The sequence below is a fragment of the Paenibacillus sp. W2I17 genome (genome assembly GCF_030815985.1).
Taxonomy (GTDB): Bacteria; Bacillota; Bacilli; order Paenibacillales; family Paenibacillaceae; genus Paenibacillus.
The window spans coordinates 6,619,329-6,642,896 of the sequence record NZ_JAUSXM010000001.1; the positions used below are offsets into that span (position 1 = coordinate 6,619,329).

The 23,568-nt window shown below is 47.1% G+C and carries 24 protein-coding genes and 1 other annotated feature (1 of these 25 cut by a window edge); of the genes, 18 read left to right on the forward strand and 6 right to left on the reverse strand.

What is annotated here, in order from left to right; all coding sequences use genetic code 11:
* Positions 1-3 precede the first annotated feature (3 nt).
* Positions 4-813: a response regulator transcription factor gene (locus tag QF041_RS29405; RefSeq protein ID WP_307416674.1), complete on the forward strand. Its 810-nt coding sequence runs from the start codon at positions 4-6 to the stop codon at positions 811-813.
* Here QF041_RS29405 and QF041_RS29410 read toward each other — a convergent pair whose 3' ends face one another.
* From QF041_RS29410 to nirB, 4 genes are all read right to left on the reverse strand, one after another.
* The gene (locus QF041_RS29410) at positions 814-1,443 is read right to left on the reverse strand and encodes a YfbR-like 5'-deoxynucleotidase (RefSeq protein WP_221821926.1); all 630 of its coding nucleotides are present in this window, start codon (positions 1,441-1,443) and stop codon (positions 814-816) included.
* 208 nt (positions 1,444-1,651) lie between these two features.
* Entirely contained in the window at positions 1,652-2,434 is a 783-nt protein-coding gene (locus QF041_RS29415) for a formate/nitrite transporter family protein (RefSeq protein ID WP_307416675.1), read from the reverse strand.
* Positions 2,435-2,483: 49 nt separating this feature from the next.
* Positions 2,484-2,810, reverse strand: coding sequence for a nitrite reductase small subunit NirD (gene nirD, locus QF041_RS29420; RefSeq protein ID WP_237174328.1), 327 nt, complete (start codon positions 2,808-2,810; stop codon positions 2,484-2,486).
* Between the two features lie 58 nt (positions 2,811-2,868).
* Positions 2,869-5,298 (reverse strand): nitrite reductase large subunit NirB, encoded by a 2,430-nt coding sequence (nirB, locus tag QF041_RS29425; protein ID WP_307416677.1) that lies wholly within the window; start codon positions 5,296-5,298, stop codon positions 2,869-2,871.
* Between the two features lie 275 nt (positions 5,299-5,573).
* Here nirB and QF041_RS29430 point away from each other — a divergent pair, with 275 nt between their 5' ends.
* Complete coding sequence (locus tag QF041_RS29430; protein WP_036615169.1) at positions 5,574-6,281, forward strand: metal-dependent hydrolase; 708 nt, start codon at positions 5,574-5,576, stop codon at positions 6,279-6,281.
* Positions 6,282-6,512: 231 nt separating this feature from the next.
* Here the strand turns inward: QF041_RS29430 and QF041_RS29435 are convergent, their stop codons facing one another.
* The gene (locus tag QF041_RS29435; protein ID WP_307416679.1) at positions 6,513-6,833 is read right to left on the reverse strand and encodes a hypothetical protein; all 321 of its coding nucleotides are present in this window, start codon (positions 6,831-6,833) and stop codon (positions 6,513-6,515) included.
* Positions 6,834-6,994: 161 nt separating this feature from the next.
* Positions 6,995-8,068, reverse strand: a complete 1,074-nt coding sequence (locus tag QF041_RS29440) for a M42 family metallopeptidase (RefSeq protein WP_074095923.1) — start codon at positions 8,066-8,068, stop codon at positions 6,995-6,997.
* 785 nt (positions 8,069-8,853) lie between these two features.
* Between QF041_RS29440 and spoVAC the strand changes: the two genes are divergently transcribed.
* The 16 genes from spoVAC to QF041_RS29520 all read left to right on the forward strand — a co-directional run bounded on the left by spoVAC (position 8,854) and on the right by QF041_RS29520 (position 23,190).
* Positions 8,854-9,357, forward strand: a complete 504-nt coding sequence (spoVAC, locus tag QF041_RS29445) for a stage V sporulation protein AC (protein WP_036615164.1) — start codon at positions 8,854-8,856, stop codon at positions 9,355-9,357.
* Positions 9,354-10,370 carry a stage V sporulation protein AD gene (gene spoVAD, locus QF041_RS29450; protein WP_307416680.1) on the forward strand — a complete coding sequence of 339 codons (1,017 nt, stop codon included), beginning with the start codon at positions 9,354-9,356 and terminating at the stop codon, positions 10,368-10,370. Before spoVAC ends, spoVAD begins: the two co-directional genes overlap by 4 nt.
* A 5-nt stretch (positions 10,371-10,375) precedes the next feature.
* Positions 10,376-10,726: a stage V sporulation protein AE gene (spoVAE, locus tag QF041_RS29455; RefSeq protein ID WP_307416681.1), complete on the forward strand. Its 351-nt coding sequence runs from the start codon at positions 10,376-10,378 to the stop codon at positions 10,724-10,726.
* A 207-nt stretch (positions 10,727-10,933) separates the two neighbouring features.
* Positions 10,934-11,890, forward strand: a complete 957-nt coding sequence (locus QF041_RS29460) for an AAA family ATPase (protein WP_036615157.1) — start codon at positions 10,934-10,936, stop codon at positions 11,888-11,890.
* 66 nt (positions 11,891-11,956) lie between these two features.
* Complete coding sequence (locus QF041_RS29465) at positions 11,957-13,141, forward strand: DUF58 domain-containing protein (protein WP_307417083.1); 1,185 nt, start codon at positions 11,957-11,959, stop codon at positions 13,139-13,141.
* On the forward strand, positions 13,138-15,351 hold the full coding sequence (locus QF041_RS29470) for a DUF4129 domain-containing transglutaminase family protein (protein WP_307416682.1): 2,214 nt from the start codon (positions 13,138-13,140) through the stop codon (positions 15,349-15,351). The genes QF041_RS29465 and QF041_RS29470 overlap by 4 nt, the downstream gene beginning before the upstream one ends.
* A gap of 110 nt (positions 15,352-15,461) precedes the next feature.
* A complete protein-coding gene (locus QF041_RS29475) occupies positions 15,462-15,989 on the forward strand; it encodes a YqeG family HAD IIIA-type phosphatase (protein ID WP_221822062.1) in 528 nt (175 codons plus the stop codon).
* On the forward strand, positions 15,986-17,113 hold the full coding sequence (gene yqeH / locus QF041_RS29480; RefSeq protein ID WP_017687184.1) for a ribosome biogenesis GTPase YqeH: 1,128 nt from the start codon (positions 15,986-15,988) through the stop codon (positions 17,111-17,113). Before QF041_RS29475 ends, yqeH begins: the two co-directional genes overlap by 4 nt.
* Positions 17,114-17,158: 45 nt before the next feature.
* Positions 17,159-18,028, forward strand: coding sequence for a shikimate dehydrogenase (aroE, locus tag QF041_RS29485; RefSeq protein WP_307416683.1), 870 nt, complete (start codon positions 17,159-17,161; stop codon positions 18,026-18,028).
* Positions 18,029-18,335: 307 nt separating this feature from the next.
* Positions 18,336-18,629: a ribosome assembly RNA-binding protein YhbY gene (yhbY, locus tag QF041_RS29490; protein ID WP_017687186.1), complete on the forward strand. Its 294-nt coding sequence runs from the start codon at positions 18,336-18,338 to the stop codon at positions 18,627-18,629.
* Positions 18,630-18,644: 15 nt separating this feature from the next.
* Positions 18,645-19,235, forward strand: a complete 591-nt coding sequence (locus tag QF041_RS29495; RefSeq protein WP_074095918.1) for a nicotinate-nucleotide adenylyltransferase — start codon at positions 18,645-18,647, stop codon at positions 19,233-19,235.
* The gene (gene yqeK / locus QF041_RS29500) at positions 19,219-19,785 is read left to right on the forward strand and encodes a bis(5'-nucleosyl)-tetraphosphatase (symmetrical) YqeK (protein WP_307416684.1); all 567 of its coding nucleotides are present in this window, start codon (positions 19,219-19,221) and stop codon (positions 19,783-19,785) included. Before QF041_RS29495 ends, yqeK begins: the two co-directional genes overlap by 17 nt.
* A gap of 76 nt (positions 19,786-19,861) precedes the next feature.
* Entirely contained in the window at positions 19,862-20,209 is a 348-nt protein-coding gene (gene rsfS, locus QF041_RS29505) for a ribosome silencing factor (protein WP_036615136.1), read from the forward strand.
* Positions 20,206-21,111, forward strand: coding sequence for a CvfB family protein (locus QF041_RS29510; protein ID WP_237174336.1), 906 nt, complete (start codon positions 20,206-20,208; stop codon positions 21,109-21,111). The genes rsfS and QF041_RS29510 overlap by 4 nt, the downstream gene beginning before the upstream one ends.
* A 129-nt stretch (positions 21,112-21,240) precedes the next feature.
* Positions 21,241-22,011 carry a class I SAM-dependent DNA methyltransferase gene (locus tag QF041_RS29515; protein ID WP_307417084.1) on the forward strand — a complete coding sequence of 257 codons (771 nt, stop codon included), beginning with the start codon at positions 21,241-21,243 and terminating at the stop codon, positions 22,009-22,011.
* A gap of 222 nt (positions 22,012-22,233) precedes the next feature.
* Positions 22,234-23,190, forward strand: coding sequence for a phosphotransferase family protein (locus tag QF041_RS29520; RefSeq protein ID WP_307416685.1), 957 nt, complete (start codon positions 22,234-22,236; stop codon positions 23,188-23,190).
* A 112-nt stretch (positions 23,191-23,302) separates the two neighbouring features.
* Positions 23,303-23,568, forward strand: a binding site (T-box leader) (it continues 4 nt past the right edge of the window).

A 23,568-nucleotide genomic window follows, 5' to 3' on the forward strand; every position in this document is an offset into this window, starting at 1 on the left:
CCCATGACAATCAAATATAGAACGATTATTGTGGAAGATGAAGCCTTGATTCGCCGGAATGTCTCGCGCAAATTCAGAGAGCTGGATACCCGGTTCGAGGTGATTGGTGAAGCGAGGAACGGTCAGGAAGCGTTACAGCTCATTGAACATTCCGTACCTGATCTGGTTGTAACTGATATACAGATGCCGGTAATGAATGGATTGGAACTCGCCAAACATCTGTATTTTGCCTATCCGCATGTGAAAATTGTCATTCTGAGTGGTTATCATGAATTCGAATATGCACGGCAGGCGATCAGTTATAAGGTGGAGGACTATCTGCTCAAACCATTATCGGAAGATCAGCTTCGGACACTGCTGGATGCGATGGAATTGAAGCTTGGGAGCGCTGTGGATTCGCTTGCCCATGTCAGTGCCGTGCTGGATGAGCAGGTGAAGCCGGAGGATATCGCAGAGGCTGTTAAGTTGTATTTGAAGCAGAATTACATGCATGAGATTACACTCCAAGACATGGCGGGACAGATGCATTTTAGTGTGGACTATCTGGGAAAGTGCTTCAAGAAGGTGACGGGGGAGACTCCACTGAAATATATGACAGGTCTGCGGATTAATGAAGCGAAGCGTATGCTCATCACTCACGAGAATATGGATATCAAGACCATTGGTGGAGCGGTAGGGTATAGTGATTCCCACTATTTCAGCCGGATCTTCAAAAACAAAACGGGCATATACCCTAGCGAGTACCGACTGCAATTGCAGGAACGAAAAAAAGCCCTGTCCATGGATGATGAGAACCATGTTGACTTGAGCTAATCACTGGGCCAGAGCTTCTTCGGTTATTTTGCGAATATCAAACGGGGAGCGGATACCTTCTTCGATCATGTCGGGGAGAATCTGTTCCAGGAAATACTGTACACAGTGGAGGTCGATATTTTTGATTTTGACCAAGGCATAACGGTACATAACGATAAATTCTTTCTCCGTATTGCCACGTTGGAGCTCAGCAAAGGCTTCATATACTTGATCCATCTTGTCTGCGACTTCGAGAATCAGTCCTTCAACCGATTGGTCTTTGCCCTCACGCAGCTGTCTGCGGAAAATAGGCTGGAACTCTTCAGGAATATTTTCATTAATAAAATGTTCAACCATGCCTTCTTCCACCTTTTGCAGCATCGAACGCAGCTCCAGTGAATAATGTTTGACCGGGGTCTTGATATCACCGATGAAGATTTCGCCATAGTCATGACTGCTGGTAATCTCGTATAACTTTTTCCAATCAATGCTTACGCCTTGCTGTTCTTCAATATCGGCCAACGTTTTGGCGTACTGAACCACTTTCCAGGAATGGGCGGATACACAATGTTCTTCGAACTTGAATTTGCCAGGGGTCCGAATAATGCGTTCAAGATCATTCAGTGATCTGAAGTACGTATGAATTCCCATAAGAAGAGATCATCCTTTACAAGTTAGGTGGGCGTATACACTGACTATACTTCAGTTATATTAACCACGGATTAACGATGTATACATTGAATGTAAAATGAAGCCAGAAAGCCACGATGGGTGACTGAACGTGAGTTCGTCATCCATCGTGGCTTCATCTGTGCAAATGTTATGCTACCTAACGTAGATAAGTGCAATAGGTCAACTATTATGCCTTTTTTCGTACCGGAGAAGTATACCAGTACGCCATTCCAACAAAGAGGGCACCGCCGATAATATTACCAAGCGTTACCGGAATCATGTTATGGAACCAGCCTGCCATTGTGATTGTATCCGGGTGGTTTGGCAGCAGCCAGGATAAAGACAGCAAAGTCATATTGGCAACACTGTGCTCATAACCACTTGCGATAAATGCGTACAGACACCACCAGATAAGGACAAGTTTGGCGATATCTTCTTTGGAGCGAGCTGCCATCCAGATCGCCAGACAGACGAGCCAGTTACAGAGAATGCCTCGGAAGAACAACTCAGACACGGGCGCCGCCATCTTTTTGGCAGAGACAACGAATAACAGATGTTCCGGCGTAGCCATTTTGAACAGGCCGCTACCGACAATGAGTAGACTTAATAGAATTGCGCCGAGCAGGTTACCAACAAAGACGAGCCCCCAGTTCTTCAGCGTATCGTTCACTGTGGTTCGGCCTGCCAGTGTACTCATGGTAAAGAACATATTGTTACCTGTAAAAAGTTCCGATCCGGCAAAGATGACCAGCGTGAGCGCGAGTCCGAAGGACATGCCCATCAACATGGTTTGCAGTGGTGACTGAGCTGCAAGGAGCGGAGCACCAATACTGAAGATCAGAACGATGCCAAGCCCTACATAGGCACCAGCCATCAAGGCAGCAACCATATAACGTGGCAGGCTTGCGTTCATTTGGTCCCGTTTTTTAACCGCAGCTTCAATAATTCCCTCAACACTTGGTGTATACATCACGGTTTCCCCCATTATTTTGCATCAATCTTTGAACGTTTCAATGGAGCTATATTGCAATCCAGACTTGACCATTCTCTACTTTCACCGGATACATCTGTACTTGACCGTTGTCCGGTGCTTGCACAATACCGGTAGTCAGGTCGATTTTCCAATCATACAGTGGATCGTACAGATAATGTCCGGACACGATACCTTCAGCCAGCGGCCCACCCTTAGGGTGGGGGTTGTGATTATCCGCAGCGAAGATGGTACCATCCGATGCACGAAAGACAGCCAGCTGATGGTCCTTAATCTCAACTACTCTTCCGATTCGTGGCAGAAATTCTTCAACTACTCCTGCAGGGAAGTAGGTGCCTGATTGTTTTGTCGTCATCTTAAACCACTCCTTATCTATATTTAACATTCCGGCAGTATTAATCTTGCAAGCTTACTTATGGACGAGCCGATACTTCGATACCATGGAACATTTTGCTTTGGCCTTCTTCATTGCGAATCGCTTTTTGCCAAGGTTCTTCAACATGCTCAAGTGCAAATTCAATCCGCTGCATCAACGCTTTACGTTCCTCAAGGTTATCCACGACAACCGAACGAATATGCTCCAGACCCATGCGTTCCACCCACTCGGACGTCCGTTCCAGATAGTTACCTGTCTCGCGATAATATTGCATGATGGCTCCGCACAGTTCAATTAACTCTTCATCCGTTTTCACTTTACATAGGGAATCAGCCAGTCTTGCTTTAATACCACCGTTACCACCAATGAAGATTTCCCAACCTCCGTCGTTACCAACGATACCGATATCTTTGGTACATGCCTCTGCACAGTTCCGCGGACAACCGTTGACAGCATATTTAAACTTGGCTGGCAGATCCAGACGTTCGAATTTACGTTCGATGCGAGCGCCCATGGCCATGGAATCCTGTGTACCGAATCGGCAGAATTGGGAGCCGACACATGTTTTGACCGTACGCAGCGATTTGGCGTAAGCATAACCTGAAGGCATATCCAGTTCAGCCCAGACTTTGGTCAAATCTTCTTTTTTGACACCAATCAAGTCGAGACGCTGACCACCGGTAACTTTGACTGCTTTCACATCATATTTGACTGATACGTCAGCGATTCGTTTGAGGTCCGCTGGTGTAGTCACCCCGCCATACATCCGAGGTACAACCGTATACGTTCCATCCTTTTGAATATTCGCGTTCATACGTTCATTAACAAAACGGGATTCTTTCTCATCTTCGTGTGTATCTGGTGCAATCATGCCAAGGTAGTAGTTGATCGCCGGACGACATTTGGAACAACCTTCAGGTTGACTCCAACCCAGTACATTCATGACCTCTTTGGTCGTTTGTAATCCCTTTGCACGAATCTCGGCTACAATCTCATCCCGTCCCATGGAAGTACATCCGCATATTCCCTGTTTGGCTCCACTGCTGAAACTGTCTCCAAGTACATATTGCAGAATCTGTTCCACAACCGGTTTACACCCACCGCAAGAGCGGGTTGCACCGGTACAGGCTTTGATTTCATCTACAGTGGTAAGGCCCTGGTTTGTAATGACATCAACAATGGTTCCTTTGGTTACCCCGTTACATCCACAGACGATCTCGTCCTCGGGCATCGTTCCAACAGAGGTTGCTTTCTTATGACCACCGCAGCCTGTACCCATGAGTGAACCGTACAATTCTTCGGTCATTTCAGTCTGTTGTTTGATCAGCTTCTGCAATTCGGCAGAATCCGTAATGTCACCGAAGAGCACGGCACCGACCATTTTATTGTCACGAAGCAGAATTTTTTTGTAAGTCCGTTTCCAGTCATCTTTGTGCGAAATGACGGTGTGCTCTGGACTGTCGATAAATTCACCGGTTGAAAAGACGTCTACACCCGAAATTTTCAATTTCGTAGATACTACAGAACCTTCATAAGGAGCCGTTTCAACCCCGCAGATATGTTTCGCGAGAATCATACCTTGCTCGAACAATGGGGCAACGAGGCCGTAACATACCCCGCGGTGCTCTGTACATTCCCCGACCGAGTACACATTCTCAAGTGAAGTCTGCATATAGTCATCCACGACAATACCCCGGTTGACTTCCATACCGCTTTCGCGGGCTACAGCCGTATTGGGTTTAATGCCTACAGCCATGACCACAAAATCAACATTTAGAACCGTATCATCTGCAAAACGTATCCCTTCAACCCGTTCGCCGCCCAGCAGTTCGGAAGTCTGCGCACCCAATTTGAACCGGATACCCTGACGTTCGAGTTCCGCCTTCAACATGGCTGAAGCTTGCGGATCAAGCTGACGCTCCATCAGATCCTGCATCAAGTGCACTACGGTAACTTCCATGCCAAGTTGTACCAACCCTTTGGCAGCTTCAAGGCCTAGCAGTCCGCCTCCGATAACGGCCGCTCGTTTATACTGCTTAGCAGCTTCCAGCATGACATTACAATCGGCGATATCACGGAAACCGACAACACCTTCTTTGTCATGTCCAGGTACTGGGAGAATAAAGGAGTTAGAGCCTGTCGCAATGATGATTTTGTCATAAGGGAAGCGAGTTCCATCCTCTGTCACAACCTCATGGGTATCCGAATCAATTCGGGTTACGGTTGTTCCTGTATGGAGGGTAATACCATAATCCTGATACCAGTGGAGATCATTCAGTACGATGTCATCCAGTGTTTTGCTTCCTTCCAGTACATAAGACAACATAATGCGATTGTAGTTAGGATAGGGCTCTGTGCCAAAAACAGTAATATCAAATCGCGATGTTAATTTCAAAATTTGCTCAACGGTACTGATTCCTGCCATACCGTTACCAATGATAATGAGGTTCTCTTTTTTTCCGTTCATGTGTATGTGCCTCCTTGGATAGACGCTGTACATTACTCAAAATTTTAGTGGTTTATATTTGAAATTATACAAGTAGTTGACGACAGTTTATGTGATTTAATTCACTAATAAAGATAAAAGAGTCATAAATATAATAATGTGAGCCCCATCACAGAAAGTTATATTTATTTTCATACAAATAAGAAATGCGAACTATTGTTCTTATTTTGTTTTCGTTGTAAAATCGGAACTGGGCCGTATTGTTCCCGATTTCTTCGAAAGGACGTTTTTGCATCATGATGGGAAGATCCCACCTTATTATCGGGACAGGCGTGTCGCTTTCTGTTCTGCAGTTGGCCGGTATGCCGGTGACTGCGCCGGCAGTTACGGTTGCTCTGATTGGTTCGTTATTGCCTGACATTGATGAGCCAAATTCGCTGCTGGTATCCAGAGCCTTGCCTAACAGTCTGATCAGATTGTTACAGACGATTCTGTTGCCCACAGCTGTATTTGTGTACTTCTATGTTCATGCCAAACCATGGAACCTGTTGCTTGCTATCCTCATTGCGCTTGTGTCATTCCTGCCTTCGCGTTCGCTTCGCAAAGTGTTGATGTTTGCGATTGGACTCGGGCTGGTCTTCTATGGTCACGCGTTTGCACCGTGGAACTTGATTGCAGGCAGTTTGTTAATGCTCTGCACCACACTGACTCATAGGGGACTGACACATACCCTGTACGGAACCGCAATATGGGCGGGCTTGTTGTACAGCACGACCCAGCAGCAGGGACCGGAGATCTGGGTAGCCGGAGGAACTGCATATGCGATGCATCTGTTGGCCGATTCACTAACCAATCGGGGTATTCGTCCGTTACCACCGCTCAAGTGGCGCATACGGGTGAATCTGATGAGTACAGGGACCAAGCGTGGGGCCGTTGTAGAGAATGTCTGCATTGTGCTTACTCTTATTTTGGCCTGGATTGCATTCTCACCGCTATTTCTATAGCCATCCAAAAACGCCAGCCCGCATATTGTGGGCTGGCGTTTACAGGTATGGATTTCATAATGAATGGATCGTAATAACCTAGCCAATTCAGGATTGAGAAGGAGAATCAGTCAGGTCGTCAATATCGGAAGAACCGAATACAAATAAAACAACAAGAATGACAATGATCAGTAGCTCAGCGAACCCATTTCCGTCAAAGTCAGACATCACTTCAACCTCATTTCTTGGCGTTTAGGAATTGATTCTCTGTTGGAAAGCCCGTATAACGTCATTCAACGTCATATCGCCACCGATCTCATCGAGGAATTGCACCAGTTTGTCTTGATTCGATGGTGTAATAGTTTGTAACGTTTTATATTGTCCGACCAGTTCAACGACCAGTGTAGCTTCTCGAAACAACGTGACCGCATCCACTCTTAACTTCCCACTTACCAGTAATGCTGCAACGATAAGTTCCAGATTTCTTCCTTTAAGGTTGCCATTGAGAAGGGTGTTTGCGGCATTTGTTTTTTTGGAACTTTTATTCGATTTTCCATTCCTTCTCACTGCCATAACAGGTCCCCCGCTGCTTGGTGTTTAATTCATCTTCCGTTATTGTATCTTATGTGTAATTCCCTATAATGTTCGGCCTATTAATCTACGTGTCTAACTGATATCGTTGTGGATATAAAAAAGAGACCTCCCGACATAGTTAGGAGGTCTCTTGTCAACTGTTACGCGTTATTAATTATGGTATTCATCGTTGTCCGATCAAGACCTTTGACCAGCTTCACAATCAGCTCTTTGGCCGCATCGTAGTCATCCGTATGAATGATGGAAGAAGAGGTGTGGATATAACGAGCGCAGATACCAATAACTGTTGATGGTACACCAATTCCACTCAGGTGAACTTGACCTGCATCGGTACCACCTGGTGAGATGAAATACTGCATTTTAATCTGATTGGATGAAGCCGTATCTTGAACATATTCCACCATTCCGCGATGGGTGAACATACCCGGGTCAAAAATACGAAGCAATGCGCCTTCTCCGATATGTCCAAACGACTGTTTGTCACCTGTCATATCATTCGCCGCGCTACAGTCAAGTGCAAAGAAGATATCAGGCTGAATCAGATTGGCCGCCGTACGTGCACCGCGAAGCCCCAGTTCTTCCTGAACCGTTGCACCAGCGTAAAGCGTGTTAGGCAGTTTTTCCTTGTGCAGCGCTTCAACCAGTTCAAGTGCAAGTCCAACGCCGTAACGATTATCCCACGCTTTGGCCATGATTTTTTTCGGGTTTGCCATAGGTGTGAATTCACAGATCGGCACAATCTGCATCCCTGGATGAATGCCCCAGGATTCTGCTTCGGCACGATTGTCTGCCCCAATATCAAGATACATGGAATTCAGATCAACAGGTTTGTTCCGCTGGGATTCGTCCAGCAAGTGTGTAGGTGTAGAACCTACCACTCCGGTAATCCGACGATCAGGTGTGATGATTTCCAGTCTCTGAGACAGTACAGCCTGACTCCACCATCCACCCAGTGGACGGAATTTGACCATACCCGTTTCGGTAATGCCTGTAGTCATGAAACCAACTTCATCAAAGTGTCCGGCTACCATAACTTTAGGACCGGATTCCTCCCCGCGTAATACACCAAATAGACTCCCCAGGCGATCCTGGACGAACTCATCGGTATAAGCGGAAAGCTTATCTTTCATCCAGCCGCGAAGCTCACGTTCAAAACCGGATGCGGAAGGGAATTCCGTCAACGTACGAAACATATCCATCGTTTTTTCATTCATGTGTCAACAACTCCTCTGTTGGTATGTATTTCAGGTCACAGTAGAACGGCTACCCGCCTGTTGTCCTTTAAATGTAGTTCATAAAGTCCACTTTTGATTACGAATCATGCCTAACGGCATGATCAGCATCGAATATGAAATTCAGCCGAAATGTCCGTTGCTCACGTAGTTTTCCTACGCTCCGCTACTCCATTTCTATCTTCATCCCATCTTCTTGGTACTGAAAACTAGACTTTTTGAACATGCACTTTAATATGCTGAGGACTTGTTATTTAACCACTGGTCACATTACAGTATGAACCTTGCGCAAGTGATTGTCCATGTTTATGTCACGTATTTAAGGCATGTTTTGGGCGCTTACCTTTCCAATTTTCATGACTCTATCCGCTGTAGTCGTAACCCTGATGCCACTTCAATGAATATGAATATATGGAGGAGATGTCATCATTTTGTGATGTTCTTTTTGTTCAATATTTGTTGGTCTGTTTATTAGGAAGGAGCTATATATCCAATGAAGCCTCCAGAAGAGGGCACGGAAAAAGTACTGTTTATCGTTCTTTTTATCTTGCTCGTGATTGTTCTTCTTTATTTATAGAACGTATCTAAACGTCCTCAGCACCGGCGTATTCCCATCCTGCTTCCACAACATGATCTTGTTGGAAACATATGCTGTCTGTCGCCGGATACATAACCTTCTGATTATTAACAAACAATGAATATAGGATTACACACATTGGCATTCAGCCGTAGCTTTGAACCATTTCACATAGAGGAGGTCTTGTATCTTGCCAGCTCAATCTGCATCCGGAAGCGAAAAAAAATCGTCGTCCCTGTCCATGGATGAAAAGGAGTACAAAAAAGTCGCAAAAAAACATGAGCCGCCTCGTCCAATCCTGAAAAATTGCCTCAAAGCATTTCTGGTTGGGGGTACCGTCTGTTTGATTGGACAGGCCATTCAAGAGGCTTTTATGGCCGGTTTCGACATGACATCGAAGGAAGCTTCCAGTCCTACGGTGGCGGTCATGATTCTCATATCGGTTATTCTAACCTGTCTCGGCGTTTACGATAAAATGGCTCAATGGGCAGGAGCAGGAACTGCTGTGCCGGTTACCGGCTTTGCCAATTCCATGTGTTCTGCTGCACTGGAACATCGTGCTGAAGGACTGGTGCTCGGTGTAGGGGCCAACATGTTTAAACTTGCTGGTTCCGTTATCGTGTTTGGTGTCGTGGCAGCATTTGTCGTAGGGATCGTTTACGCCTTTTTGGGATTTGGAGGTGGACATCTATGAAACGATTGGGTCGCCAGACATGGCAGTTTGAGAATCGTCCGCGGATCATCGGTAAAGCCGCAGTTGTAGGACCAGAAGAAGGCGAGGGTCCACTGTCATCTGATTTCGATTATGTCTATGACAACCTCGAGATCGGCGAGAAAACGTGGGAAAAGGGAGAACGCAAATTGCTCGAACAGGCCTCCCAACTGGCTTTGGTAAATGCAAATATCACCAAGGAAGAGCTTCACTTTTTTGTTGGTGGAGATCTGATGAACCAGATTATCAGCAGTTCCTTTTCAGCGCGAAAACTGGGTGTGCCTTACCTGGGTGTCTTTGGAGCCTGTTCAACTTCCATGGAAACGTTAGCGTTAGCGTCCATGATTGTTGACTCCGGAGCTGGAGATTATGTCCTTGCAGGAACGGTGAGCCACAACTGTACGGTGGAAAAACAATTTCGGTATCCGACGGAGTATGGCTCCCAGAAGCCGCCTTATGCGCAATATACCGTCACAGGATCAGGGTGTGGTGTGGTCTCCCGTACTGGTGATGGTCCCGTTGTTACCAAAGCCACTATTGGACGCATTATGGATTTGGGCATCAAAGATCCCTTTAACATGGGTTCAGCCATGGCGCCAGCAGCAGCCGACACTATAATCTCTCATTTCAGGGATACCGGATTGGAACCCGGCTATTATGATCTCATTGTGACCGGGGATCTGGCTTCCGTCGGTCTGCCAATTACGAAAGAGCTTTTGCAAAAAGAAGGCATACCCATGGAACAGACGGTTTTTAATGACTGCGGCCTGATGATCTATGATCGGGAGAAACAGCCTTATGTGGTTGCCGGGGGAAGTGGCTGCGGATGTTCTGCCACCGTCACCTATGGTCACATTTTGAACCGGATGCAGAAGGGTGATCTTAAACGGGTGCTTGTCGTTGCTACTGGAGCGCTCTTGTCTCCGCTCTCGTACCAGCAGGGGGAAAGTATTCCCTGTATTGCACATGCGGTAGCTATAGAAAAGGAGGGATAAAAGTCATGCAGTTCTTGTGGGCATTTATCGTTGGCGGTTTGATCTGTGTTGTGGGGCAGCTTCTAATGGATGGTGTCAAACTAACACCGGCACATACCATGAGTACACTTGTTGTGGCAGGGGCGGTTGCTGATGCATTTGGCTTGTACGACCCCTTGGTTAAATTTGCAGGTGCGGGAGCTTCAATCCCCATTACAAGTTTCGGCAATTCCTTGGTGCACGGAGCATTGACGGAGCTGGAGAAAGAGGGATGGCTTGGTGTCATTACGGGGATTTTCGATCTGACCGCGGCTGGGATTTCGTCAGCGATTATCTTTTCTTTTCTCGCGGCATTGGTGGTTAGACCAAAAGGCTAACATAGAATAAGAAATCTACTTGAACATATTGCGATCCAGCAGAGGCTTCGGATAACTTCTATCCGGGGCTTTTTGTCGTATTCATGCGAGAACTGCGGTGAATCTGACGGGCTGGAAACAAATTGTGAGTTCCTTCGAGTGTACTCGTGACTCTGGATCATGTACAATAAAAGGAAATCTGTATGCTTTTTTAGGAGGTTAGACCACATGCCTGTGCGCAAAGAGTCGATCCAAATCATATCCGCAGTTCGTTCGAATCTGGAATCCTGTATTATGGGGAAATCCTTTGAAATTCAACTTTTACTTACAGCTTTGCTTGCAGGCGGGCACGTTCTGATTGAAGACGTACCGGGAACTGGCAAAACGCAGTTGATCAAGGCATTATCGAAATCCATGCGCGGTGAGTACCGGCGTATTCAATGTAATCCTGATATTTTACCTAGTGATATTACGGGCGTATCTGTGTTCCATCCGAAGGATGAGCGTTTTTATTTCCGACCAGGTCCTGTGATGACCAACATTTTGCTGGCTGATGAGATTAACCGTGCCACAACAAAAACCCAATCGGCTCTGCTCGAAGTTATGGAGGAGCGCAGCGTAACCGTTGATGGCGATACGTATGATCTGCCACATCCATTCATGCTCTGTGCAACTCAGAATCCGATTGATTTTGAAGGTACGTATACATTGCCGGAAGCCCAACTCGACCGGTTTATGTTGAAAATAAGTCTAGGTTATCCCGATAAGGAAATTGAGAAAATCCTATTGAAACAGCATCAGCTCGGTCAGCCTGTAGATCGTCTTGAATCCGTGACTCATATGGACCAGATCTCGGCAATCCAGCAGGAGATTAAAGAGGTCTTTATCGGTGATCCGGTTATGGACTATTTGCTGGATGTTGTTCGTCAAACCCGCTCCCACCCATCTGTATTGCTGGGTGCCAGCCCACGGGCAGCCATATCGTTCATGATGGCCGTAAAAGCCTTTGCTTTCTTGCAGGAACGTGATTATGTGCTTCCGGATGATGTGAAAACGATGGCCCCTTATGTGATCTCTCATCGTATTGTGCTTCGTCCCGAATCGAGACTGGACAGTATGAGTTCCGAGGCCGTTTTGAATGCCGTACTCCAGCAAGTACGCGTGCCCGTCTCCATGGGGCAATAGTTCATGAAGCCGCTTTTGAGAACAGTCAATAGAGGGTTACGCCACCCACGCGTATGGAGCATCGCAATGGTGTGGATGTGCTGTCTGGCTTATGTTTTGTTTCAGGGCGGGAAGACATCCCTTATGTTGCTGTCGATGGTGACCCTGCTCTGTGTGTATCTTGCCATTGCTGGTTTTAGCGGAGTAAGACGTGCTCAGGGAGTTCGTAGGTTATCTTCTGGTCCAGACCACGAAGAATTGCTGCATGCGGGTGACCAGGTTCAAGTACAGCTGAGTCTGACGATTCCGGGATTCCTCCCGCTTCCCTATGTTGTTGTGCGTGAAATGCTGCATCGGCATAACGGAGAATCGTGGTCGTTCAAGGAAAGTTTGATTCCCAATATGCGAGGTAATGGCGAGTTGTCTTTTCAGACACCGCCACTTGAGCGGGGAAAGTATGTTTTTTCAGAAACGGAATGTGCCAGCGAGGACATATTTGGACTGATTGAACATCGGGGAAAGTTTAAGGCCAAAGGTGAGTTTCGCGTACTGCCAAGAACGGTATTTATTCCATATTGGCAGCTCTACGACCGCAAATCACGGTTATCCGGTCCTCAGACGGCGTTAACCCGTTCACGGAGAGAGACCACTCAGATCAATGGTGTACGTGACTACGTATACGGAGATCGACTTTCCCGCATTCACTGGAATGCAACGGCAAAGACAGGGAACTGGAAGTCCAAGGAGTTTGAACATGAGTCTGTGCCCAAAACCATTCTGGTTCTGGATGCGCTGGCATCAAGTTATGAACATGGGGATGCATTCGAAATTGCTGTTTCCACGGCTGCCTCTCTGCTGGAGTATGGTGTCAGGGAACGAATGGGGATGGGATTGTTGACATTGTCCGACGAGACATCCTTCATGGCCCCCAGTGAAAGTCTGATGGAACGACAGAAGATGATGCATCATCTGGTGGATATTCAATATAACGGTCAGGATACCCATCTGTTGCCCGGCGTGGAAAGAATTGCACGTCAACTGCCTCAGGGGGCCTACTTTGTCGTGATTTCTCCCCAGAAGGATGAAAAAATAATGGAACTGTTGCGCTGGGCCGATACGCGGGGCATGACTCCATGTCATATTCTGATCGATACCAGTGAATCCCGCCGGAGTGCCGAGTGGAATGCCATGTTGCGTGGAAGAGGCACGAGGTCATTCACTGTTTCTCACTTGCAGGAGCTTCCAACGGTGATGGGGGGAGGTTCTGTATGAGTACAAAAGGAAATGAAAGTGTTGCAGGCAAACGATCCTGGTATCATGCAGCGTCATTGCTCTGGATTTTCCTGATTGGAATGCAGTGGATTTCATTTACGCAGGAATCGTGGTACACGGAGACAACTTCTCTGGTGTTATGGACACTTGCAGCGGTCAGTGTGCTGGAGGTCGTTCTGCCCTTCAAAACGATGTATCGGGCGATCATCAAGGCGGTCGTTGTTGGTTACATTTTGCATAAAACGCTAATTGATTATACGGTGTACATCCCTTATGGCTCTTTAACGGACCGAGCGGAACAATTCATATTACACATGACGCCGTACATCTGGTTCTCCCTGTGTGCATGGGTGATGCTTGAAGCTGCGCTTCGACTCGTGACCACAACACGTCGCATTCTTGTTTTTCTGGGTGTCAACATCATTTCGATGGGGATTCTCGATTCTTTCACCCAGATTCCACTCTGGATTGAAATCGCGTGGGTGATGTTTGCGGGGATGGGATGGCTCGTATGTCAGCATTTCCGTAACTATCAGCTACAGTATCCACAAGGTTGGAAAAGAATCATCCGGTATCCTTATAAAGTCCTGGCCAATATTGCCATTATCTTTTCTTTAATTATTGTAGCCAGCGTTAATATGCCGGAGATTCCACCCACCTTGACGGACCCATATACGGCGTGGCGTAACTATACCGGAACTTCCACAAGTCAGGCAGGTAACGGAAACCTTGATATTCCGGCGGCTACCGAATCGGGATACAGCAGGGAAGACAATCAGCTTGGTGGAGGATTTAACTTCGACTATACCCCTGTCATGTCTGTCACGACCAATGAGCGTAGCTACTGGCGCGGTGAGACACGTGCAGAGTATACAGGCACAGGCTGGGATGACCGTGGACGGGGTGCGACAGAGAATGTTGAAGCCGGACAGCCTCTGGAGAACCAAGAATCGGGTAATGTGAATACCAAACAAGTAACTCAGAACGTAACGATGCTGAATGATAATGTCTATCCGATTCTCTTTGGTGCTTATTCGATCGCTGAAGTGAGCTCGATTAATGGTGAAGACAGAACGGAACGGATGTTGTGGAATGCGGAACAGGCTGAACTGCATGTGGTGACAGACCGTCAGCAACCCCAGTATCCCAAGACATACACCATCGTATCGGAAGCCCCTGTGATTGTGGAAGATGAGCTTCGTACGAAGTCATTTGAAGATCTGTATAACAGTAATCCGGCAGATGATATGTACTTGCAGTTACCATCCCGTTTCCCTGACCGGGTGTCGAATCTGGCAGCCGAGATAACGGCATCTGCGAATACTCCGTATGAAAAAGTGGCATTACTGCAAAACTATTTACAAACAAATTTTGAATACACGAACAATCCGGATTTATCTCGAAAAGTAAGCAGCGACTTTGTGGAAGGTTTCCTGTTCGACATTATGGAAGGCTACTGTGATTACTTCTCCACTGCGCTGGTGATGATGGCGCGCTCGGAGGGCATTCCTGCAAGGTGGGTTAAAGGTTATGCGCCTGGACAACTGTCCCTGAATTCGGACATGCAGGCCCCACGTCAACCTGGTGCGGAGATTGAGACGACCTACACCGTTACCAATGCAGATGCACACTCCTGGGCAGAGGTTTACTTTGGTGAGTATGGATGGATTCCTGTTGAAGCAACACCGGGCTTTGATATGCCTCTGCTGACGGAACAGCCTGATGTACAGCCTGTAGATGAGCCAGAAGAAGAGCCAGAAGAGGAGCCGGTACAAGAGGAAGAGCAGACCCCTGCACCTGAGCAGACATCGTCTGCCATCCCAACTTTTGTTATCTGGGCTGCAGGAGCCATTATTGTATTGTGGGTAGCATATATGTTCTGGCGTAATCGTTTCTCCATGCGATTCTTTCTGCTTCGTCTACGGACAGGTGGACCGCTCACCCCTGAACAGAAGGTAGTGGCAGAGACCGAGCGTTGGATTCAGTATGTGAAACGCAAAGGGTTGACCCGGAGCGGAGACGAGACACTTCGTGAATCGGTAGCCCGCTGGAGCCAGGCAAGACCTGCTGCAGAAGCAACATTGTATGAGCTTCTCACGAAGTTTGAACAGACTCGTTACAGTCCGGCGTCCGTAACTGCCGACGACTGGAAGGGCGTCTATCAGACCGCCTTGAAGCTGCGGAAGGAACTGAAAGCGGAACGGGCATAGTTGTTGCCCGTCCCGTTTTTCCTTTTTTCCTATGCCATCAGGCGCTGTATGCATTTTCAGGAAAGACGGATTTGTGATATAGTGTGTCGTATGAAACTGAGGTGACTTCTTTGTTTAAAATGTTAATGCCCAAGCTGCGTGTAGACACGGTTTTTGACATTAATCTGGAAGAGCTGTACGCTCAAGGCTACCGTGGAATTATAACTGATCTGGATAACACACTCGTTGGAGCCAAAGCCGCTGACGCTACGCCCGAACTGATTGAATGGTTTGCACGTGTGAAAGAGGCAGGTTTCAAGCTGATGATTGTGTCCAATAACAATTTGAATCGTGTATCCCTGTTTGCGACCCCGCTGGATATCCAGTTTGTGCATAGTGCACGCAAACCATCGAATGTACCGTTTCGTAGAGCAATGAAAATGATGGAGTTATCTCCTGAAAACACGATTGTAGTAGGCGATCAGATGCTTACGGACGTTTATGGAGGGAACCGAATGGGGTTATATACCGTTCTGGTACTGCCAATCTCCATTGGGGACGAAGGTTTTATGACCCGCTTCAATCGACGCGTGGAACGGATTGCTCTAACGAGTTTACGCAGGAAAGGCTTATGGCTTGAGGAGGAAAAGAAGAAATGACAGAACCGCATAACGGCAATCTTGCCGTAAGGTGCAGCGGATGCGGCGTGCATCTGCAAACAGAAAATTCGGAATTACCAGGGTTTATCCCCGAGAAGGCATTGGATCGTGAACCAGTTATATGCCAGCGCTGTTTCCGCATCAAAAACTACAATGAGTCATCATCCGTTACGGTGGATCAGGACGAATTCCTGGCGCTGCTTAGCAAAATCGGGGATAAGGATGCACTTGTCATCCATATCGTTGATTTGTTTGACTTTGATGGCAGCATTATCTCCGGTCTGCAACGTTTTGTAGGCAACAATCCGGTATTGCTTGCTGTGAACAAAACGGACTTGCTTCCGAAAGTAACCAACTGGAACAAGGTTCGCAACTGGGTACAGAAGCAAGCCAAAGAACAGGGTTTGCGTACCGTGGATGTAGTCTTGTGCAGTGCAAAGCAAAATCAGGGCTTCGACCGACTGCTTGAGCTTGTAGGAACGTATCGCGAAGATCGCGACGTGTACGTGGTTGGTGGTACCAATGTGGGTAAATCCACACTGATTAACCGTCTGATTCGTGATTACAGCGATCTGGAGCAGGAACTGACCACATCCCGTTATCCGGGAACAACGCTGGATATGGTGAACATTCCGCTGGATGATGGAAAATATATTATTGATACGCCTGGAATCGTGTATCCATGGCGTTTCAGCGAGATTGTTTCACGTAAGGATCTCGCTGCCATCATGCCGGAAAAACCGCTTAAACCGGCTGTGTATCAGTTGAATTCCGGTCAGACGCTGTTCTTCGGCGGCATGGCTCGATTTGACTTTGTGGAAGGTGATCGCCAGTCGTTCACTTGTTTTATCAGCACTGCGCTAGATATTCACCGGACGAAGCTGGAGCGTGCAGATGATCTGTACCGCGACCACCTGGGAGAACTGTTGTCTCCGCCAACCCGTGAGGATGCAGCAGAGATGGCTGAATGGACCAGACATGAATTCCGCATCAAACGCGGCAGTCAATCGGATGTATTCATCTCGGGTCTGGGCTGGATTAAGGTGAATGGCGATATTGGAGCGCTTGTTGCTGTTCATGCTCCAAAAGGCATTCGTGTACAGATCCGTCCATCCTTAATCTAATGTAATCTCAGAACCTGTACATCAGAGCGGATTGGAGGCGGACCTATGTCTGAGGATAAGAAGGGCAACCCTTCACTTCCTGTGTTGCTTGGCGTTATGGGTGATCCCATTGCTCATTCCAAATCACCGGCAATGCACAATGCGGCCCTGCAGGCTGCAGGAGTGAATGGGATGTATATGCCACTGCATGTTCATCCGGATCAATTGGAAGCGGCAGTTCGGGGAATTGTGGCATTGGGCTATCGTGGTGTCAATGTCACGATCCCGCACAAAGAGCAGGTGATGCAGTACCTGGATGTGATCGATGAAAGTGCTCGCCTGATTGGTGCGGTGAATACCATCGTCAATGAAAGTGGAACACTGACAGGGTACAATACGGATGGTATTGGCTATGTCCGATCGCTGAAGGAAGAGGCTGTGCCTGAGCTTGCGGGTAAACGTATTGCTGTACTGGGAGCAGGTGGAGCGGCAAGAGGTGTTATATACGCACTTGCATTGGAGAAGCCTGAGCAGATCCACATTCTGAATCGTACAGCGGACAGGGCTGTTGCACTTGCTTCGGATTTACGGGGCCATGGCTTGGGAGAAATCTCGGGCAGTGGCATGGAAGACGCTGCGACGGTCTTGGCTACGGCTGATATTGTGATCAACACAACGGCTGCTGGAATGCATCCTCATGTTGATGACGTACCAGTTGATCCTGCACTGATCCGTGAAGGAGCAGCGGTGAGTGATCTGATCTACAATCCGCTGGAGACCCGTCTGCTTCGAGAGTCTCGGTTACGTGGATGCACAGTGCACGGTGGTCTGGGGATGTTTGTATACCAGGGCGCAGTGGCCTTTGAACATTGGCTTGGCATCCCGGCTCCAGTGGAGACGATGAGACGAGCAGTGCTAAACAGTTTTGAAGTGTGAAAATGATATTAAGAGTACAGGCAGACAACGAGTGCAGAACCAATCTGAAGAAACGAAGTGGTCGCTTAAAAGCTTTCTGCAAGAAAGCTGCTTCGGAAGCATAAGCTATCACCGGATTTTCCCTTTGTGAAAAGGGATCAGAAAAATCTGGGGATAACAGCGATCGGAAGATGGTACTGCAATCGGAGTCACATTGTGTACTCAGTGATCATTTTCACCATTGAAAAATAATAATTGAATGGTCAGGTCCGGACAGTTTTTGCGCTGTCGATCAGGGCCTGCTCAACATAAGGAGTATGGAGTATTCATGTTAAACGGTAAACAAAAGCGCTTTTTGCGGTCACAGGCACATCACCTGACCCCTGTATTTCAGATTGGTAAAGGTGGAACCAACGAGCACCTGTTCCGTCACATCGAAGATGCGATTGAGAAGCGCGAATTGATGAAAGTGCAAGTGTTGAACAACAATGACGAGGACAGAAAAGAGATGGCAGAAGAAGTTGCCCGTGAAACGGGAAGTGAGCTTGTACAACTCATCGGTAACACAATCATCCTGTACAAAGAATCTCGCGATAACAAACAAATCGAACTACCTAGATAAGGGAGCGTGACGCAGGTGAAGATCGGCATCATGGGTGGTACGTTTGATCCGATCCACATGGGACACCTCCTGGCAGCTGAAGCGGCAAGGGATTCACATGCATTGGATGAGATCTGGTTCATGCCTTCCCATGTTCCACCTCACAAACGCGGAGCCGGAGCTTCGGGACAGCAACGTCTCGATATGACGGAAGCGGCTGTGAAGGGTGTGCAGCAATATGAGGTGCTGGGTATCGAGATGGAATTGGGCGGAGTGTCTTATACCATTGATACGATGAAGGAACTGTGGCGTCGCCATCCTGAACATGAATTTTATTTCATTATCGGGGCGGATATGGTGAACTATCTTCCCAAATGGGAGCAGATTGAAGAGCTTGCAGAACGCTTAACCTTTATCGGAGTTGGTCGGCCGGGCTTCCAGTTACATCTGGATGATTTACCAGATGAGTTACAGGATCGGGTCCTGCTGGCCGAGATGCCCTTGGTCGATATTTCATCGACAGCCGTACGCAGACGTCTGGCCAAAGGACATTCGGTACGCTTCATGATTCCTGATGAAGTGCACCAATACATTGTAAGGAGCGGTTTATATGGCACTAAGCCGTGATGAACTGATTCAAGCCGTATCCGGACAAATGCCGGAAAAACGCTGGAAGCATACACTGGGTGTAATGGAATCGTCAGTGATGTTGGCTGAAAAATACGGTGCTGATCCTGTGAAAGCAGATCTGGCAGCGATATTGCATGATGTGGCGAAGTACTGGCCCATAGCGGAGATGGAAGCGGTCATCCGTGATAACGGATTAAACCAGGAACTTCTGCAGCATGACAAGCAGCTCTGGCATTCCGAAGTCGGTGCTTTTGTAGCCAAGCGTGATTACGGTGTGGAAGATTCCGAAGTTATTAATGCCATCCGGTGGCATACCTCGGGTCGGGTAGGCATGAGCTTGCTGGACAAAGTGGTATGTCTTGCCGATTACATTGAACCGGGACGAGATTTCCCGGGAGTAGATCACATTCGCGAACAGGCTGAACGTAGTCTGGAGGAAGGTTTAATTGCCGGATTCGATTCGACGATCAGCTTGCTGATCTCACAGCGCCGTGTCATTTATCCTTTGACCATGCTGTCGCGGAATGACTTAATTGCACAATTATAGAGGTTGTTCAAAAAGTCCACTTTTGATTACGAAGGATCTTTTTGAACACACAATTATAAATTATGGAGGTTGGTTCATGACAGTATCATCGAAAGAACTTATGAATATGGCGGTTGCTGCCGCTGACGACAAAAAGGCATCCAATATTGTAGCGTTGGATCTGATTAATGTTTCTCTGGTGGCAGATTATTTTGTTATTTGTCACGGAAATTCCGATACACAGGTACAAGCCATTGCCACTGAAATTCGCAAACAGGCTCATGCAGCCGGAGCGACGATCAAAGGTATCGAAGGTATGGATTCCGCACGTTGGGTATTGATGGACATGGGCGATGTTGTTGTTCATATCTTCCACCGCGACGAGCGTGAATACTACAACATTGAACGACTATGGTCTGATGCCAAAGTGGTGGAAACTGTATGAGTTTGATTGCTGGAACAGTCGTCTCTTTGCCGGTTTCACGTGAAGTGTCTCCGTTTGGCTTCTTTTTGACGACAGGATCGGAAGATGTACTGCTTCACTACACCGAGTTAACACGGGATATTAAAATTGGTGAGACGCTTGAGGTATTTGTATTCTTTGATACAGAAGATCGTCTGGCCGTAACGATGAAAAAGCCTTATCTCATGCTTGGCGAAATGGCACGACTGGTTGTGGCAGATGTTCACCCACGACTGGGCTGTTTCTTGGAAATGGGTCTTGGACGGCAATTGCTGCTTCCTATTCGTGAATTGCCTGAACTGGAAGAACTGCGTCCTCAAGTGGGGGATGAAGTCTTTGTAATCATGGAACATGACAAGCAGGGACGTCTGCGTGCCAAATTGGCCGGGGAACGAGAGCTTTCACCATTGTCTTTCCATGCGCCAACTTCATGGTTAAACGAGTGGGTTGAAGCGACGGTATACAAGCCACTGCAGATGGGTACTTTTGTACTTGTAGAGGGCGGTGTACTGGGCTTTGGCGCAATTGGTATGATTCATTCATCCGAACGTAGTCATATGCTGCGTCTTGGTGAAAAAGTGAAATGTCGGGTGACACTGGTACGTGAAGACGGACGTGTGAATCTGGCCATGACTCAACTCAAACAAGTTGGACGTAACGAAGATGCAGACAAGCTGCTCGCCTTTATGAAAGAGCGTCCTATGGGCGGCATGCCTTACTCGGATGCAACTCCGCCGGATATCATCAAGCAGCGCTTTGGCATCAGTAAGTCTGCGTTCAAGCGTGCCTTGGGCAAATTGATGAAGGATGGACTGGTGGTTCAAAAGGAAAGCTGGACGTATTTGTCCGAATCTGCTCCTGCAGATCAAAGTGAAGACAAGTAATCTTCTTGATTAAATAGTTGTAATATGGAACTCGGATAAGGCAGGGATAGGCTGGGTAAACACCGGATGCCCCTGCTTTTTCTTTTGTTAACAGGATTGGAAAATGAAATTGAAAGTGCGGTGCCTGACATGTCTTACCGGAAATTTGCCTATGTGTATGATGAATTAATGGAAGATATGCCTTATCCGGACTGGATAAGGTTTGCAAGAACAGCATGGGAAAAGCATGGAATGCCCAAAAGTGTCGCTGAACTTGGCTGTGGAACGGGCTCCATTACGATCCCGCTCGTGAACTCCGGTTTCGAAGTTACAGGCATTGATCTCTCATCAGACATGTTGTCGGTTGCGCGCAGCAAGATGGAGGCTACGCCTCAGGGTCATCGCTTGTATCGCGAGGGCAGTGTCCGTTGGGTGCAGCAGGATATGCGGGAATGGCGAGTTCCCGAACCTGTGGATTCGGTGATATCTTTCTGTGATTGCGTCAATTATTTGCTTGAACAAGAAGATGTCGTTCGAACATTCCAGCGGACATACGAAATGCTGAAGCCTGGTGGAACGTTCCTGTTTGATGTGCATCATCCCAATACCCTTATTCGTTATGATGAGGAGCAGCCTTTTGTACTGGATGAGCGCTCGATATCTTATATTTGGACTTGTGATCTGGACCAGGATCGCTGTGAGATCGAACATCATCTCAGTATTTTTTCGCGTGTGGATAATGGTAACAAGGATATGTATCAGCGGTTTGAAGAAGTTCATGTCCAGCGTGCATATAATCCGGACTGGATGAAGCTGGAGTTATCCAAGGCAGGTTTTAGAGACGTGAAGGTATATGCGGATTTTGAATGGAAAGAAGCTGGAGACAGCGCACAGCGCTTGTTCTACGTGGCTGTGAAGTAAGAAGGAAAGATGACAACTGTCCTTATGTATCGTGCATAAGGACAGTTTTTTTGTTTGATTTTCCATGGAGAATGAATAGCAATAGTCTTAAATAGGATAAAGGAATGCTAGGAAAGACTTACGAGCGTGACAAAAAGTATTGCCAGTTAAAGTAAAGGAGGCCATAATAGTCGGATAGAAAGCGTTTTCTAAGGAAATCAATAGTCGAGGTGAGGTGTAGAAATGGAAAGTACATATAAAACAAGACTTACGTCAGAACAGTTGAATGCCATAATAGAGCAGCATTTCTCTGCAAGTATACAGGACTACAAGGAAATGGTGGATGGCTGGGCCAATCATGCATATCTCATTACACTGAGTGACGCACAGCGAGTGGTACTCAAAATTGCACCGTCGGCTTCGACAAATCTGATGCGCTGTGAGCAGGATCTCATGATTGCTGAGGTTGAGGCACTGCGCCTCATTACGGAGCTACAGGATGTTCCCGTACCCCAAGTGTTGGCTTATGATGATTCGTTAACTATGGCTTCAGCACGTTATTTTATCATGGAGTACATGTCTGGAACACCCTATAATCAGGTCAAGGATCAATATTCTGCGGAAGAACAGGAGGCCATTGAACACCTGCTCGGTCGGTACAATCGTCGAATTAATGAAATCAAGGGCGAGAAGTTTGGGTATTTCTCTGAGGAAAAACAGCGATATTCCACATGGAAAGAAGCATTTATGAATCTGATGGATGACATTCTTACCGATGGTGAAGAAGCCGGGGTTACATTTACGATCGATTACCCTGAATTGAGACGTTTGATTGGAGAAAAATCGAATGTACTGGACGATGTCAAAGAACCTGTGCTTGTGAGTTGGGATCTGTGGGATGGCAATGTTTTAGTAGACAAAGGTCGCATTACAGCCATTATTGATTTTGAACGTTCTCTGTGGGCAGATCCTCTGATGGAGCATTATTTCAGTCATTTTAACTATACGCCTGGTTTTGTGAAAGGGTATGGGCATGCGATTACAACTGAAAGTGAATTGAAAAGAAGAAGTCTCTATGACTTGTACTTTGATCTGGTGCTGCGTATTGAGTGCGCTTATCGTCAATATGATAATCAGGAACATGTGAATTGGACCATTCATAATCTGGAGGAAGGCATCGAGCGTTTTCGTTTATCCTGAACAGCAACGAGTATTATTGAACGGTACGAACCGTGTGACTTAAAAGGGTGATTATAACGTGTAATATTGACTTTGGGCTTGCTTTTTTATATAATGGTCCCGATATTGTATACATATTTCGATGATAAGGATCAGTAGTAATTCCTGTACATAACAGAGAGCCGGCGGTTGGTGCAAGCCGGTTGACAGTGATTTGCGAACTCGCCTTGGAGAAATGCGGTGATTACACCATTCTGTTTAACCTGCTTGTATAAAGCTTGGGTTCAGGAATGGAAATCCGCATCGGTTAACCGCCGTTACAGGTCCAAAGGGAGTGGATGACGAAGCACGTTCGTCCGCTAACTAGGGTGGTACCACGGGAATTCAACCTCTCGTCCC